This is a genomic window from Bauldia sp. (genome assembly GCF_965232525.1).
GTDB lineage: Bacteria > Pseudomonadota > Alphaproteobacteria > Rhizobiales > Kaistiaceae > Bauldia.
Map to the genome: position 1 here is coordinate 2,811,100 of NZ_OZ246980.1, position 13,277 is coordinate 2,824,376.

The window sequence follows — 13,277 nt, forward strand, 5'->3', positions numbered from 1 at the left end:
GTACGCCGAGATGAGTGATTACCGGGGAGACCGTTTCGACGACGATGCCGATCCGCTGTCCGAGCGACTTGTCTCGGCGGCGCGATCCGGCCCGCGCAGCCCGGCGGAAGCCCTTCAGCCCGAGCCGGTGCCGCCTCCGCCCAAACGTTCGCGCGCCGTCAGGCATCCGCTGGTGGTTTTCCTCAATTTCGTCCTGACCGTGGTCATCGTCGCGGTTGTCGTGCTCGCCGGAGCAGCCCTGATCGGCCGCTCGCAGTTCAACGAGCCGGGGGCGCTGGCGCAGGAACGCACCATCTCCGTCGACCGCGGGGTCGGCCTTCGCGATATCGCCGACCGGCTTCATGCCGACGGCGCCATATCGAGCAAATGGCTGTTCGTCGCCGGGGTCTGGCTGAGCGGCGAGCAGAACAGCCTCAAGGCGGGAGAGTACCTGATCCCCGCCAACGCCAGCATGGCCAACATCATGAACATCATGGTGGAGGGCAGGAGCAAGTACTACGCGGTCACCATTCCGGAAGGCAGAACCAGTCGGCAGATCGTCGACATCCTCAATGCCGATCCGATCCTCGTCGGCGAGATCACCGAAATCCCGCCTGAAGGCAGCCTGCTCCCGGAGACTTACCAGTTCACCCGTGGCGACACCCGGCAGAACGTCATCGCCCGGATGCAGCGGGAGCGCGATCGTATCCTGACCGACGCCTGGGCGCGCCGTGCCTCCGACGTCCCGTTGTCCAGCGCGGAAGAGCTGGCGATTCTCGCCTCGATCGTCGAGAAGGAGACGGCACTGGCCGACGAGCGCAGCCGGGTCGCGGCGGTGTTCATCAACCGCCTGCGGCTCAACATGCGGCTCCAGTCCGACCCGACGGTGATTTACGGAGTCTTCGGCGGCGAGGGGCATCCGCCCGAGTACCGCCTGACACGCGCCCATCTCGATCAACCGACACCTTACAACACCTATGTCATCGACGGCCTACCACCGGCGCCGATCGCCAATGCCGGCGCGGCGTCCCTGGAGGCGGTGGCCAATCCGTCGCGGACCCGCGACCTGTTTTTCGTGGCCGACGGCACCGGCGGACACGCCTTCGCCGAGACCTACGAGGAACACCTGCGCAATGTCGCCCGCTGGCGGGAAATCGAAGCGGCCCAGCCGGCCGCCGAACCCGCGGCGGCACCGGCTGAGGAGGCGCCGGCGGCCGGGGACGAACCGCTGGCGCTGACGCCGACGGAATAGGAAGCGCCGGAGCCGAGCAGGCGGCTTCGGTTGGGGAAGGACGATGGGGCTGAGCAGCATGACGGGCTTCGCCCGGGTCGATGGCGATGCCGATGGTGTGCGCTGGACCTGGGAGCTGCGTAGCGTCAACGGCAAGGGCCTCGACATCCGGTTCCGGGTGCCGCAGGGCTTCGAGCGGCTCGAGCCGGACGCGCGAGAACGCTGCGCGCGGCGGCTCACGCGCGGCAACGTCCAGGTGGCGCTGTCGATCGACACGCGGGCGGCGGGGCAGCGCCTGACTATCAACCAGCCCGCGCTCGACGCCATTGTCGATGCCATGCAGCAGGTCGCCGACCGGATCGATGCTCAGCCGCCGACCCTCGACGGAATTCTTGCGTTGCGCGGCGTTCTGGAAGTCGCGGACATCACCGCCGATACGGCGGTACGGGACGAACTCGACGACGCGCTCCTCGCCGGGCTCGAAACCGGCGTCGATGCGCTCGCGAGCATGCGCGGTGGTGAAGGTGAGGCGATCGGCACGGTTCTCGCCGCCCGTCTGGACGAGCTGGCGACCTTGACCGAACGCGCGGAAAACTCGCCGGCGCGGGCGCCCGAGACGATCCGGGCCCGACTCGCCGAGCAGATCGCGGCGCTGCTCGATGCGACACCGGCGCTCGACCCCGACCGACTTCACCAGGAGGCGGTGCTGCTCGCCACCAAGGCCGACATCCGCGAGGAGCTGGATCGCCTCCATGCTCATGTCGCCGCGTCGCGTGACCTTCTCGAAGAAGGTGGACCGATCGGCCGGCGGCTGGACTTCCTCGCTCAGGAGTTCAACCGGGAGGTCAATACCTTGTGCGCCAAATCGAACGATCGCGACCTGACGGCGATCGGGCTCGATATGAAGGCGGTGGTGGATCAACTGCGCGAGCAGGTGCAAAACCTGGAATGACTGACGGGAGCGAGACCAGGCGTCGCGGTTTGATGCTGGTGCTGTCGTCGCCGTCGGGCGCCGGCAAGTCGTCCCTGTCGCGGATGCTGCTCGCGCAAGATGACGATCTCACGCTGTCGATTTCGGTAACTACGCGGCCGCGCCGGCCGAGCGAAGTGGACGGCGTGCACTACCACTTCATCGATCGCCCTCGGTTTACCGTCATGCGGTCGGGCGGCGAACTGCTCGAATCGGCGGAGGTGCACGGCAATCTCTACGCGACGCCGCGTGCGTCGGTAGAGCAGGCGCTCGCCGCTGGCCGCGATGTGCTGTTCGACATTGACTGGCAGGGAACCCAGCAATTGAAGGCGGCGATGCCGGACGATCTCGTCGCCGTTTTCGTCCTGCCGCCATCCATGAGGGAACTGCGCGCCCGGCTGGAACGGCGAGCGGAGGACAGTTCCGAGGTGATCGAACAACGCCTGGCCAACGCGCGGTCGGAAATGGAGCACTGGCGCGAATACGACTATGTGATCGTCAACCACGATCTCCAGACGTCGAACGAGACGGTGCAACGCATCCTCGCCGCCGAGCGACAGGTGCGCGCCGATCCGTCGGCGCTGCTCGCTGAGGAAGCGGCACGCTATAGCCGTGACCGTCAGCCGGATCTGCCCGACTTCGTCCGCGGGCTCCTCAGTGAACCGGAGACGGCACCGAGCGGTTCGTGACCGCGTTGGCCAGCGCGACGAAGCCGGCGATGTCGATGTCTTCGGCCCGGTCGGTCGGATCGAGCCCCGCGGTCTCAAGAAGCGCGTTCGGATCGACGCCGAGGGAACGCAGGCTTTGCCGCAGCATCTTGCGCCGCTGACCGAAGGCCGCCGCCGTGACGCGCTCAAGCGCGGCAGGATCGCATGGCAGCGGTCTCGGCTTCGGGACGATCTGCACCAGCGTCGACGTCACTTTGGGTGGCGGCGTGAACGCCTTCGGGGAGATATCGAACAAGGTGCTTGCGTCGCTCCGCCAGCCGGCGAGAACACCGAGGCGGCCGTAGGCTTTGGTGCCCGGTGTTGCGGTGATGCGCGCCGCGACCTCCTTCTGGAACATCAGGGTGAGCGACAGGTAGGGCGGCGGCCATGGCTCGATGCGCAGCCATTTCACCAGAAGCGGCGTGGCGATGTTGTAGGGTAAATTGCTGACGATCCGCGAAGGGCCGTCGACGAGACCGGTGTAGTCGATGTCGAGCGCGTCGCCCGAGATGACCTCGAGGCGTCCGGAATAGTGGGCGCCGATCTCCTCCAAAGCTGGCAGGCATCGGCGGTCGCGTTCGATCACGACGACTTTCGGCACCCCGGCCGCCAGCAAGGCCCGCGTCAGTCCGCCGGGGCCGGGGCCGACTTCGATCACCGCCGTTGCCGATAGATCGCCGGCGGCGCGGGCGATGCGGGCAGTCAGGTTCAAGTCGAGTAGGAAATTCTGGCCGAGGCGTTTGTCGGCGGACAGGCCAAGCCGCGCGATGACCTCCCGCAGCGGCGGCAGGTCATCCATTGGAGGTGGCGCTTTGGTTGCTGCAAAGCTCGGCGGCCAATCGTAGTGCGGCGGCGAGGCTGGACGGATCGGCCTTGCCGGTGCCGGCGATGTCGAACGCGGTGCCATGATCCGGCGACGTACGGATGAAGGCCAGGCCGAGGGTGACGTTGACGGTGTCGGCGAACGACAGGGTCTTCGCCGGGATCAACGCCTGGTCGTGGTACATGCAGATCGCTGCGTCATAACGTGCGCGCGCCGCCTCGTGGAACAACGCATCGGCCGAGTGGGGGCCGGTGGCGGCGATCCCTTCGGCGCGGAGTGCGTCGACCGCCGGGCCAATCGTCTCCCGTTCTTCGACGCCCAGCGTTCCCGCTTCGCCGGCATGGGGGTTGAGGCCGGTGATCGCCAGTCGCGGGGCGGCGATGGCGAAGCGCTCGCGCAAGTCCCGAACCACGATCCGCCCGGTCTCGACGATGAGGTCCTGGTTCAACGCGGCGGCAACGTCGCGCAGTGGAATGTGAATCGTCACCGGGACGGCGCGCAGGTCCGGTCCGACGAGCATCATCACCGGCCGGCCGGGTTGCCCGGTCCATGCCGCCGACAGCGTGCCGAGAAACTCGGTATGGCCGGGATGCTGGAAGCCGGCGGCGTAGAGGGCGCGTTTGCTGATCGGATTGGTGACGATCGCACCGGCTACACCGGAGCGGATGTCACCGACGGCCTTGGCAATGGCTTCGATCACCGCCGCCGCGTTTTCGGGATTAGGGCTGCCGGCTTCGCCATCGACGGTGGCGTCCAAGCCGACGACGGGAAGGGCGCGCGCGAAGCAATCGGCTGCATCGGACGGGTCGACCTGCTCGATCGGGCAGTCGACTCCAAGCGTCTTCGCTCTCTCGGCGAGGAAACCTGGGTCCGCGTAGCAGTAGAAGGCGGGGAGGCGGCGCGTCCGGCGATCGCGCCAAGCCAGTATCGTGATGTCCGGGCCGATCCCGCCCGGCTCTCCCATGGTGAGGGCGAGTGGCAGCGGGTCCGGCAAGTGCCGCGCCCTCGTGTCGGCTATCGGTACTCGATGACCGCCTTTTCGCGCAGCTCGGCCAGATACTCCTTGCCAAGGTTCTGATTCTTTTCCTGGATCAGCTTGTTCTCGGCCTGGACGCGCGCCGCGGCGTTGGTCTCCAGATCACGAGTCGCGCAGACGGCGATCAGGTCGTAGCCGCCATCGCTCTTCATCGGGCGAGTGGTTCGGCCGACCGGTGTGCCCCTAATGTCATCGCCATCGGGGCCGTCGAGTTGTTCGGTAGTGCGGCGGCCGAGGCTCTTGACGACAACGCCCTTCAACTGCTTCGCCAGTTCGACGCTACCTTCACAACCGGGGAACCGAGACCGGAAGGCTTCGGCCTCGCGGCGTCTCTGAGAATCGACCGCGCTGGACGCGCCGTTCGGTACGACGAAGATGATCTGCTGCAGCGTATACTCGGTCGTCTTCGCGGTGCCGCCCTCGTTGTCGGCGAACAGGGCGGCGGTAACATCGGATCCACTGACCGAAGCGCCCTCGAAGCGCATGCGCGCATCGACCAGGCGCTGCCAGGTTATCTGTGCCTTGATCCGCCGGCGGAGCGTCTTGATGTCGACCCCTTCGCTGGAAAGAGCTTTGGCTAGCGCGTCCGGGGTCATCTTCACCCGCTGGGCGATGCTGGCGATGGCGACGTCCACCCGGCTCTCGGGGATACTGATCCCGCGCTTGGCGGCCTCGATAAACTGGAGGGTCTCGTCGATGAGCTCCTGGATGGCCGCCTTCTCCCCGCCGCTGACGCCGGTGAGGCGGAACAATCCTGTCCTCTGCCTGATGTCGTAGGAGGTGATCGGCTGATCGTCGACCTTGATCCGGATGGTGCTTGCGGCCGTCGCCGGAGCGATGGCGAACGTCGTCGCAAAGGCGACAACGGCGCTAGCGATGAGAGTGCGAAAGATAGCGTTCATGGGTCTTGTCCCGGTATGGCGCCCCGGTGGTTATCAGAAGCCGATGGCCGGGCCGGTGTCCGGCGAGGCCAGTAGCGACACGGTCGAACCTAGCAGAAAATCCGGCGAAACCGTGAACGGCGACACCTTAGTTGATCGACGTGTTCACGTGACCTTCGGCCAGCGTTCGCAACAGGACGCGGACCATCAGGCTGCGGTCCGGTATGTCGACGCCCCGCTTTTCGTTGTAGGCAATCGAGAGCGAGACACAGCTATCATCGTAGGCGACGCCAAGGCTATTCTTGCGAAGATGACTGTTGGTCAGGTCATAGACCGCCGAACCGAAGACACGCCAACGGTCGGCGATCCGCACCGACGACCGCCCTGAGATCATCGACGCCGGCTCACGGATACCGATCGACGGTTGCTCGCGTACATAGATATACGACGCCGAGGCGGTCAACGTGCCAGCGGACGTTGACGCTTCGATCTCGCCGCGTTCGACGGTGAGGTCCTTCTCGTCGAATCGCCCACGTGTTGTCAGTCGGGTGCCGCGACCGGTATCCAGCGAGACGCGACCCACAAAGTCGGACGCTTTGGTCTCAAGCCCGGAGAAGGCACCGACGTCCGAGATGTCGTCCGAGGCAAACGAGTTCTTGCCGGCGAGGAGTCGCGACTGGCCGAACAAGCCATCCAATGACATGCCGTTCTGGAAGCTGGCTGCATATCGGAGCGCGTAGTTGACCCGTGTGCCGCCTTCGACCCGGTCATATCCGGAGAACTTGTCGACCCGCAACAGCGTCGTGTCATCGAACACAAGGCTCTGGGCGTCGTCGTTTTCCAGCCGGCCGGCGAGCGGCTCGTTCGGTCGGGCGATCACCTGGGCAACCGGCTCGAACACGTGGGTGGCGCCGGGCAGGGACGCCATGATCGGCAGGCTCCATTCGAATCCGGCGGTCGGCATGAAGCGCGTTGGGGTCGAATCGGACGTCAACTCGTCCGGAATGTCCCCCTCGGGGTTAATCGAAAAGATGTCGCCGCGGACGGAAGCAAAAGCAGTGATCACCTGACCGCCCGGTCCGATCATCTTCTTCTGCCAGTCGATTTCCTTCGTGACCCGCGTGTAGTCGCCGGCGAGCCCGCGATAGTAGGTCTCGCCGTCGAACATGAAAGGATCGGCCTTGTCGCGCGATAGAGACGTCAGGTTGGACCGCAGCGTCACCTCGCCGCCCAGAACGGGATTGTCGAGAACCCGCTGGTAGTCGGCGACGGGGGTCACGACGGCCTGCCGGCCCTGCTCGAACTTGGGCGCGCGCTTGTCGGCCAGCACCTGAAAATACTCAGCGCGTGTGTCGAAGTAGTTGCGATCCCTGAGGCCGGTCAGATGCACCTCGGACGTCGTGATCGAGTTGTCTTCATTGATCACGTTGTAGTCGCGGGTAAACGTCCTGTCGGTGCTGGTCGTCCCGTCCCAGCCGAAGGTCCAGTGCCGATTGATCGCGAATTGCCCGGTCGTGCGAATCGCGCCGCGGAAATCGCGTTGGGAGTACGTCCCGCCGCCGTTGTCGGTCAGAAAGGCCTTCGGCCTGTCCTGATCGATACCGGCCATCCGCAAGGTGTACTGGCCGCTGGCAAGGCGCTGGCGCCACTCCAACTCGCCCATGAAGCCCTGCTTGTCATAGTAGGTCGGGGTCAGAGTCACGTCATAGCTGGGGGCAAGCGCGATGAAGTAGGGGGTCGAAACCGACCAGCCGAGGATATCGGAGCTGCCAAAGGTCGGCGCGAGAAAACCGGTCTTCCGCTTCACCGACGGATCGGCGGTGGTGAAATAGGGGACCCAAGCCATCGGCATCCCGAAGAACTCGAAGGATGCGTTGTGGAAGTGGATCACCTTCTCTTCGTGGTCGACGATGATCTTCGCGGACTTGACCTGCCAGAGCGGCGGCTTCTCCGGCCGGTCTTCGCATGGCTCGCAGGCGGTGTAGACGCCGTTGACGAAGACGGTCTTCTCCCCGCCGACGCGCTCGGCGCGCTGTGCGGCGAAGTATGTCTGCTCCGGCCCATCGACCCGGAGGGAATTGATGAAGCCGTCCTTGAAATCGTTGGTGATGTCGATCTCGTCGGCGTAGACGACGAGGCCGCTAGGATCGGTGAGTTTCACACCGCCGGTGGCGATCAGCTTCGCGTTGACTTCGATGTAGGTGACGCGTTCAGCTTCGAGCGTGTAGCCGATGTAGTAGATCTTGACGTTGCCGACAGCGGAAACGGTGTCGTTGTCGTAGTCGTAGACGAGCTCGTCCGACTCCACCAGCATCTGCGCCTTACGGTCAGTCCGAACCTCGTAATTGAGGCCGAGATCCTGAGCGCGGGCGCCTGTCGTCGTGGGCAGCGGGGCCAGCATCAGACCCGCCACTGCAACGCACGCTACAAGGCCAAGAACTCCCCGGCGTTTCTCGGCCTTTACTGGGATGATCGCCCCGCCGGTCATCCGTCCTCCAAGTGCAGGAGCACAGTGGCTCCCATGAGAATCGTGACGATCGCCGGCAACCACGCAGCAAGCGGCGGTGGCACGATCCCGCCGCTTCCCAAATCCCAAGCGATCTTGGACACAACATAAAGCATGAAGCCTACGCCGACACCAGCCAAAATCATGCTGCCCAACTCGTTGGAACGGGAGAATCGCAGGGATACGATGGCAGCGATCAGCACCATTGCCAACAGCACAACCGGACGCGATAGCAGCGTGTTGTAGCGTAACTCATAACGTGCCGACGGAAGGCCGGCCCGCTGGGCGGACTCAATCAGTAGCGGAAGCTCCCAAAACGAGGTTGATTCAAGGTTATCAAAGGCTTCGCGGACCTGCCCCCGTGTAAGGTTGGTCGGCAGGGCATAGGAGTCGAGCCGTTTCGGTCTGCGGTCCGAACTCGTAAGGGTTGCGTCCCGGATGTCCCAGACACCTGGCGTGTAGTGTGCCTCTTTTGCATCGATCCGTTCACTAAATATCCCGCCGTCCCCGAACACGAAGACGGTGACTCCGGCAAGGCTCAATCCGCCGTTGAAAGTCTGAACCGCGCCGATGATCGATTCGCGTCCCTCGGCCGCCTGCCGAAGCCATACCGGCCCGCCTTTGTCAGAGGCGCTCGGCGTCGGGGACAAGACCTCGGCCGCGATCTCGTCCGACCACTTTCTCAGGGAGGTCGACAGCGGGTTGTAGAGCGTCGTCGCGAGCACCCCGAAGACGAGGCCGACGATGCAGGCGGGCAGGAGAAACTGCCAGGCCGAGACCCCCGCGGCGCGGGCGATGACGACCTCGAGCCGGCGATTTGCCAGCACGAAGGCAGCGATCGATCCGAACAATATGATGAAGGGCAGGACCTCCTCGGCGATGCTCGGCACGCGAAACAGGGTGAGGACAAAGACCTGCATCGGGTCGAACTCCTCCGATCCGAGAGATCGGGTGAAGAATTCGAGGTAGGTTATTGCGAATATGAGGAAAAAGAAAAAGACGAAAATCCCGATCACGAGGACCGCGAATTGCCGGGCGAAGTAGAGCGCGAGGGTGATTCCGATCATGCCTCAGCCCTGGCGACTTGGATTGGCGACCGGCGTCGTCGGGATACGCAAAAGCCGCTTGATGCGGGTCGTCCAACGATCGGCGGCCATGAGAAGCCACTCGGGAGGCCGGGGCTGAATACCGCCAAGAATGAGAGCGGCACTCAATCCGGCGGCCGAAAATGGCAGGACAAACAACGCGACGGCTGCGGCGTTGCTTACGCCGGAGCTCATCGCCAGCAGGAAGCTCGCCGACGCGACGACAAGGGCTGAGGCAGCCGCCATCGCAATCGTCGTCGACCGGCTTTGCCGGGTGGTTTCGGCCTGACTGAGAAACACCAGCGGCAATAGGGCGAAAACCAGTCCGTTCAGCGGCGTAGCGAACCGACTGAACAGCTCCTGACGGTAGCGTTCGGGCCGTTTCTGATAAGCGCCGTCGTCCAGATCAGGGAAAAGAAGATAGCTTGTGGTCCGCTCGCGGGGCCGATAGTTCGGCGTGCCGGACTGGGTCGAGAACGTGGACAGGTCGAACGCATAGGACGAGAACTGGATGATCGAGATCGCCTCATCCTTCTCGTTCCGCCGCTGGATCGTACCGTCGCTCATCACCAGGAAGGTGCCGAGCTGACCGTCGAGCACCGCGCCGCGTTCCGCCAGATAGGCGACGGTTTCGTTGGATTCCCGACTGTCCGACAGGAAGATACCGCGCAAGGTTCCGTCCGGCGCCCGCTGCCGCAACTGGAAGGTCAGGCCGTCGGATAGCTCGATGAATTCGCCCTCCTTGACGATCGAAGTCAGGACATTGCCATTGATGTCGGTCGCCAGGTCCCGCCACAGCCGGAACGACAGCGGCGAGATGTAGAGCGTCATCGACGCCATGAAGACAGTCACGATGATGCCCATCAACAGGACCGGCTTCAGCAGCGACCACTGGCGGGTGCCCGTGGCGTTGATGACGGCCAGTTCCGATCCGTCGTTCAAGGTGTTGAAGGTGTAGATGACGGCCAGCATCATGGCGACCGGCGCGACCACCGTGGCTAGCGGCGGCAGGAGGAGCACCGTCAGCTGGAAGAAAGTGACGATCGTCTGGCCCTGAGCGGACACCAGATCGAACTGACGCAGGGCCTGCGTGAGCCACACGGTCGCGGTCAGGGCGACGAGGCTCAGGAGGAACGTCCGAACCAGTTTGTTGAAGATGTAGCGCTCGATGAGCTTCATAAAACGCGGTCCACGCTGGCGATCGGTGCCCGCCAAGTGTCGATTATCGGCTCAGAGCGGATTCGTGCAACCGGTTCGAACATGGCTTCAGGTCTCTCAAGGCTGCGAAAGTCGGCGATAAACCTTGCCATCTGGTAGCGGCTCGTCAAAAACTGCGCTCATGAACGGGCGAACGCCTCGCCCGCCAGCCGGTGAGGCCTTCGATGTCCGTTGCTCTTGAACTCTCATTCGCCAAATCCGGTGACAAGAAGGCGAAAACGATTGTCGTGTTTGCCGCACCCGATCTCAGCCTTGGTCCGCAGGCGCGGGCGTTGGAGGTCGGCGACCTGATCAAGCGGGCGGCGCCGACGGCCGGGTTCGCCGGCAAACCAATGACTGTGCTCGATCTGCTGGCGCCGGCGGACACCGACCTCGATCGATTGGTCGTTGTCGGAACCGGCAAGCCGGCGGACCTCACAGAATATGACTGGCTCCGCCTCGGCGGTGTGGTCGCTGGCGCCATCCTCAAGTCCGGCGCGGTCACGGTTCTGGCGGAGCGGCCGGACGGGCGCAAATTGTCGCCGAAGCATCTTGCCGACCTGGCGCTCGGCATGAAGCTGAGGGCTTATCGCTACGACAGGTTCAAGACCGCCGCGAATGGCGACGGTAACAATGGCGAGCAGGGTGGCACCGTCCGTGTGACGATGGCGACGCCCGCCGTACCAGCGGCGCGCAAGGCCTGGGCGGCTGCGGAAGCCGTTGGCGAGGGGGTGATCACGGCGCGCGACCTGGTCAACGATCCGCCCAACATCCTCGGGCCCGTGGAGTTCGCTGAGCGGGCGGCGGCCCTCAAGAAGCTGGGTGTCACTGTTGAGATCCTGACCGAGAAGGACATCAAGAAACAGGAGATGGGAGCGCTGCTCGCCGTTGCTGAAGGGTCGGTCCGCCCGCCGCGGGTGGCGGTCATGCGCTGGACCGGGGGCAAGGGCAAGGAGCCGCCGGTGACCTTCCTTGGCAAGGGGGTCGTCTTCGATACCGGCGGGATATCGATCAAGCCCGGTGCCGGCATGGAGGACATGAAGGGTGATATGGGCGGCGCCGCAGCGGTCGTCGGGCTGATGCGGGCGTTGGCGGGCCGCAAGGCCAAAGTCCACGCCGTCGGCATCATCGGCCTGGTCGAGAACATGCCAGACGGCGCGGCGCTCAGGCCGGGCGATATCATCACCGCGAAGGCCGGTAAGACCATTGAGGTGATCAATACCGACGCCGAGGGCCGGCTGGTGCTCTGCGACCTGATCACCTATGCGCAGGAACGGTTCAAACCGAAACTCATCGTCGATCTGGCGACGCTGACCGGCGCGATCCTGATCGCGCTTGGCCATCACAACGCCGGCCTCTACGCCAATGACGAAATGCTGGCCAATGCCCTGGCGGCGGCCGGCAAGGTGACCGGCGAGCCGGTATGGCGGATGCCGCTCGACGCGGACTACGATAAGATGATCGAGTCCAAGTTCGCCGACATGAAGAACGTCGGCGGCCGGTTGGCCGGTTCGATCACCGCCGCGCAGTTCCTGCAGCGCTTCGTCACCGATACGCCATGGGCGCATCTGGACGTGGCCGGCACGGCTATGAACTCGCGCCAGACCGAGATCAACAGGTCGTGGGCGTCAGGCTGGGGCGTGCGTTTGCTCGACCGGATGGTCGCCGACAAATACGAGCGCTAGCGGCGGCGCGCCATGCCCGAGGTTCTGTTCTACCACCTCGATCGCCATCCGCTGGAGCGGGTGCTGCCGGGGCTGCTCGAGAAGTGTCTCGAGCGGGGCTGGCGGACCGTGGTTCAGTTCGGATCCGAGGATCGCTGCGAGGCCATGGACGCGCACCTGTGGACCTATCGCGATGACGGCTTTCTGCCCCACGGGACGACCAAGGACGGCCACGCCGACGAGCAGCCGGTGTGGCTGACCACCGGCGACGACAATCCAAACGGCGCGACCGTCCGTTTCGTCGCCGACGGTGCACCGCTCCCGAACCCGGCCGGCTATGAGCGCGTCGTGGTTTTGTTCGACGGTAATGACAACGACGCGGTCGATCAGGCGCGGGCCGCCTGGAAGGATGTCAAGGCGGGCGGCCACGAAACCACCTACTGGCAACAGTCGGAGCGCGGTCGCTGGGAGCAGAAGGGATGAGCGATGGGGATCGTCGACGGGCCCCGGAATTCACCCGCCGGCGCGAGGCGATCCTGAACCGCGTCGGTGATCTCGGCCGGAACGCCGACGACCTTTCCTGGTTCGACGCGGTCTATGGCGGCGCGGACGGCGATCCGGCGCAGGTGCCGTGGGCCGACCTCGGCCCGAAGGAAGGGCTGCCGGAATGGCTGGCGCAAAATCCCGGCGACGGCCGCTCCGCACTGGATGTCGGATGCGGCCTTGGCGACAACGCCGAGGCGCTCGCTGCAGCAGGATACGCGACCACCGGCTTCGACTTGTCCGAGACGGCGATCGGGTGGGCCAAGCAGCGTTTCCCCGACAGTCCGGTCGAGTACGTGACCGCCGACTTGTTTCAGTTGCCGGAGGCCTGGCGCGGCGGGTTCGATCTGGTGTTCGAGTGCTTCACGATCCAGGCACTGGAGGGAGCGCCGCGCGAGCAGGCTTTTGCGACGATCGCCGATCTGGTGGCGCCTGGCGGGCGGCTCCTGGCGATCACCATCACCCGCGACGAGGACGTGTGGCCGGACGGCCCGCCCTGGCCGCTGGCGTCATCCGAGATTGCCCGCTTTGACGACCTCGGCCTCCAGCGCGAGGACGAGACCGCCTATGACGTCGTGCGCCATCACGGTCGCCGGGTCCCGCACATGCGGCTGACCTATCGGAAGCCGGCGTAGAGCGACGATTTTCGCCAATG

12 protein-coding genes are annotated in these 13,277 nt (G+C 64.9%); 6 read left to right on the forward strand and 6 right to left on the reverse strand.

What is annotated here, in order from left to right; translation table 11 throughout:
- The first annotated feature begins 10 nt into the window (after positions 1–10).
- From mltG to gmk, 3 genes are read left to right on the forward strand one after another with little or no spacing between them, the layout of a single operon-like run.
- Complete coding sequence (gene mltG, locus ACO076_RS13270) at positions 11–1,231, forward strand: endolytic transglycosylase MltG (protein ID WP_421723309.1); 1,221 nt, start codon at positions 11–13, stop codon at positions 1,229–1,231.
- A 43-nt stretch (positions 1,232–1,274) separates the two neighbouring features.
- Positions 1,275–2,162, forward strand: a complete 888-nt coding sequence (locus ACO076_RS13275; protein WP_421723310.1) for a YicC/YloC family endoribonuclease — start codon at positions 1,275–1,277, stop codon at positions 2,160–2,162.
- Entirely contained in the window at positions 2,159–2,869 is a 711-nt protein-coding gene (gene gmk / locus ACO076_RS13280; protein ID WP_421723311.1) for a guanylate kinase, read from the forward strand. The genes ACO076_RS13275 and gmk overlap by 4 nt, the downstream gene beginning before the upstream one ends.
- Here gmk and rsmA read toward each other — a convergent pair.
- The 6 genes from rsmA to lptF all read right to left on the reverse strand — a co-directional run bounded on the left by rsmA (position 2,835) and on the right by lptF (position 10,397).
- Positions 2,835–3,686: a 16S rRNA (adenine(1518)-N(6)/adenine(1519)-N(6))-dimethyltransferase RsmA gene (gene rsmA, locus ACO076_RS13285; RefSeq protein ID WP_421723312.1), complete on the reverse strand. Its 852-nt coding sequence runs from the start codon at positions 3,684–3,686 to the stop codon at positions 2,835–2,837. The genes gmk and rsmA overlap by 35 nt on opposite strands.
- Positions 3,679–4,704 (reverse strand): 4-hydroxythreonine-4-phosphate dehydrogenase PdxA, encoded by a 1,026-nt coding sequence (gene pdxA / locus ACO076_RS13290; protein WP_421723313.1) that lies wholly within the window; start codon positions 4,702–4,704, stop codon positions 3,679–3,681. The genes rsmA and pdxA overlap by 8 nt, the downstream gene beginning before the upstream one ends.
- A 20-nt stretch (positions 4,705–4,724) precedes the next feature.
- Positions 4,725–5,648 carry a peptidylprolyl isomerase gene (locus ACO076_RS13295; protein ID WP_421723314.1) on the reverse strand — a complete coding sequence of 308 codons (924 nt, stop codon included), beginning with the start codon at positions 5,646–5,648 and terminating at the stop codon, positions 4,725–4,727.
- Between the two features lie 127 nt (positions 5,649–5,775).
- Positions 5,776–8,028, reverse strand: a complete 2,253-nt coding sequence (locus ACO076_RS13300) for an LPS-assembly protein LptD (protein WP_421723315.1) — start codon at positions 8,026–8,028, stop codon at positions 5,776–5,778.
- An 83-nt stretch (positions 8,029–8,111) separates the two neighbouring features.
- A complete protein-coding gene (lptG, locus tag ACO076_RS13305; protein WP_421723316.1) occupies positions 8,112–9,200 on the reverse strand; it encodes an LPS export ABC transporter permease LptG in 1,089 nt (362 codons plus the stop codon).
- A 3-nt stretch (positions 9,201–9,203) separates the two neighbouring features.
- Positions 9,204–10,397 carry an LPS export ABC transporter permease LptF gene (gene lptF, locus ACO076_RS13310; protein WP_421723317.1) on the reverse strand — a complete coding sequence of 398 codons (1,194 nt, stop codon included), beginning with the start codon at positions 10,395–10,397 and terminating at the stop codon, positions 9,204–9,206.
- Positions 10,398–10,600: 203 nt separating this feature from the next.
- On the opposite strand from lptF, the gene ACO076_RS13315 reads away from it, so the two are divergent.
- From ACO076_RS13315 to ACO076_RS13325, 3 genes are read left to right on the forward strand one after another with little or no spacing between them, the layout of a single operon-like run.
- Complete coding sequence (locus ACO076_RS13315; protein ID WP_421723318.1) at positions 10,601–12,100, forward strand: leucyl aminopeptidase; 1,500 nt, start codon at positions 10,601–10,603, stop codon at positions 12,098–12,100.
- Positions 12,101–12,112: 12 nt separating this feature from the next.
- On the forward strand, positions 12,113–12,562 hold the full coding sequence (locus ACO076_RS13320) for a DNA polymerase III subunit chi (protein ID WP_421723319.1): 450 nt from the start codon (positions 12,113–12,115) through the stop codon (positions 12,560–12,562).
- On the forward strand, positions 12,559–13,257 hold the full coding sequence (locus ACO076_RS13325; protein ID WP_421723320.1) for a class I SAM-dependent methyltransferase: 699 nt from the start codon (positions 12,559–12,561) through the stop codon (positions 13,255–13,257). The genes ACO076_RS13320 and ACO076_RS13325 overlap by 4 nt, the downstream gene beginning before the upstream one ends.
- Positions 13,258–13,277 lie beyond the last annotated feature (20 nt).

What these genes read in the sequence shown, in the direction of transcription:
- mltG (WP_421723309.1), top strand. Translation starts at nt 11, where the DNA reads ATGAGTGATTACCGGGGAGACCGTTTCGACGACGATGCCGATCCGCTG.
- ACO076_RS13275 (WP_421723310.1), top strand. Translation starts at nt 1,275, where the DNA reads ATGGGGCTGAGCAGCATGACGGGCTTCGCCCGGGTCGATGGCGATGCC.
- gmk (WP_421723311.1), top strand. Translation starts at nt 2,159, where the DNA reads ATGACTGACGGGAGCGAGACCAGGCGTCGCGGTTTGATGCTGGTGCTG.
- rsmA (WP_421723312.1), bottom strand. Translation starts at nt 3,686, where the DNA reads ATGGATGACCTGCCGCCGCTGCGGGAGGTCATCGCGCGGCTTGGCCTG.
- ACO076_RS13295 (WP_421723314.1), bottom strand. Translation starts at nt 5,648, where the DNA reads ATGAACGCTATCTTTCGCACTCTCATCGCTAGCGCCGTTGTCGCCTTT.
- ACO076_RS13300 (WP_421723315.1), bottom strand. Translation starts at nt 8,028, where the DNA reads ATGCTGGCCCCGCTGCCCACGACGACAGGCGCCCGCGCTCAGGATCTC.
- lptG (WP_421723316.1), bottom strand. Translation starts at nt 9,200, where the DNA reads ATGATCGGAATCACCCTCGCGCTCTACTTCGCCCGGCAATTCGCGGTC.
- lptF (WP_421723317.1), bottom strand. Translation starts at nt 10,397, where the DNA reads ATGAAGCTCATCGAGCGCTACATCTTCAACAAACTGGTTCGGACGTTC.
- ACO076_RS13315 (WP_421723318.1), top strand. Translation starts at nt 10,601, where the DNA reads ATGTCCGTTGCTCTTGAACTCTCATTCGCCAAATCCGGTGACAAGAAG.
- ACO076_RS13320 (WP_421723319.1), top strand. Translation starts at nt 12,113, where the DNA reads ATGCCCGAGGTTCTGTTCTACCACCTCGATCGCCATCCGCTGGAGCGG.
- ACO076_RS13325 (WP_421723320.1), top strand. Translation starts at nt 12,559, where the DNA reads ATGAGCGATGGGGATCGTCGACGGGCCCCGGAATTCACCCGCCGGCGC.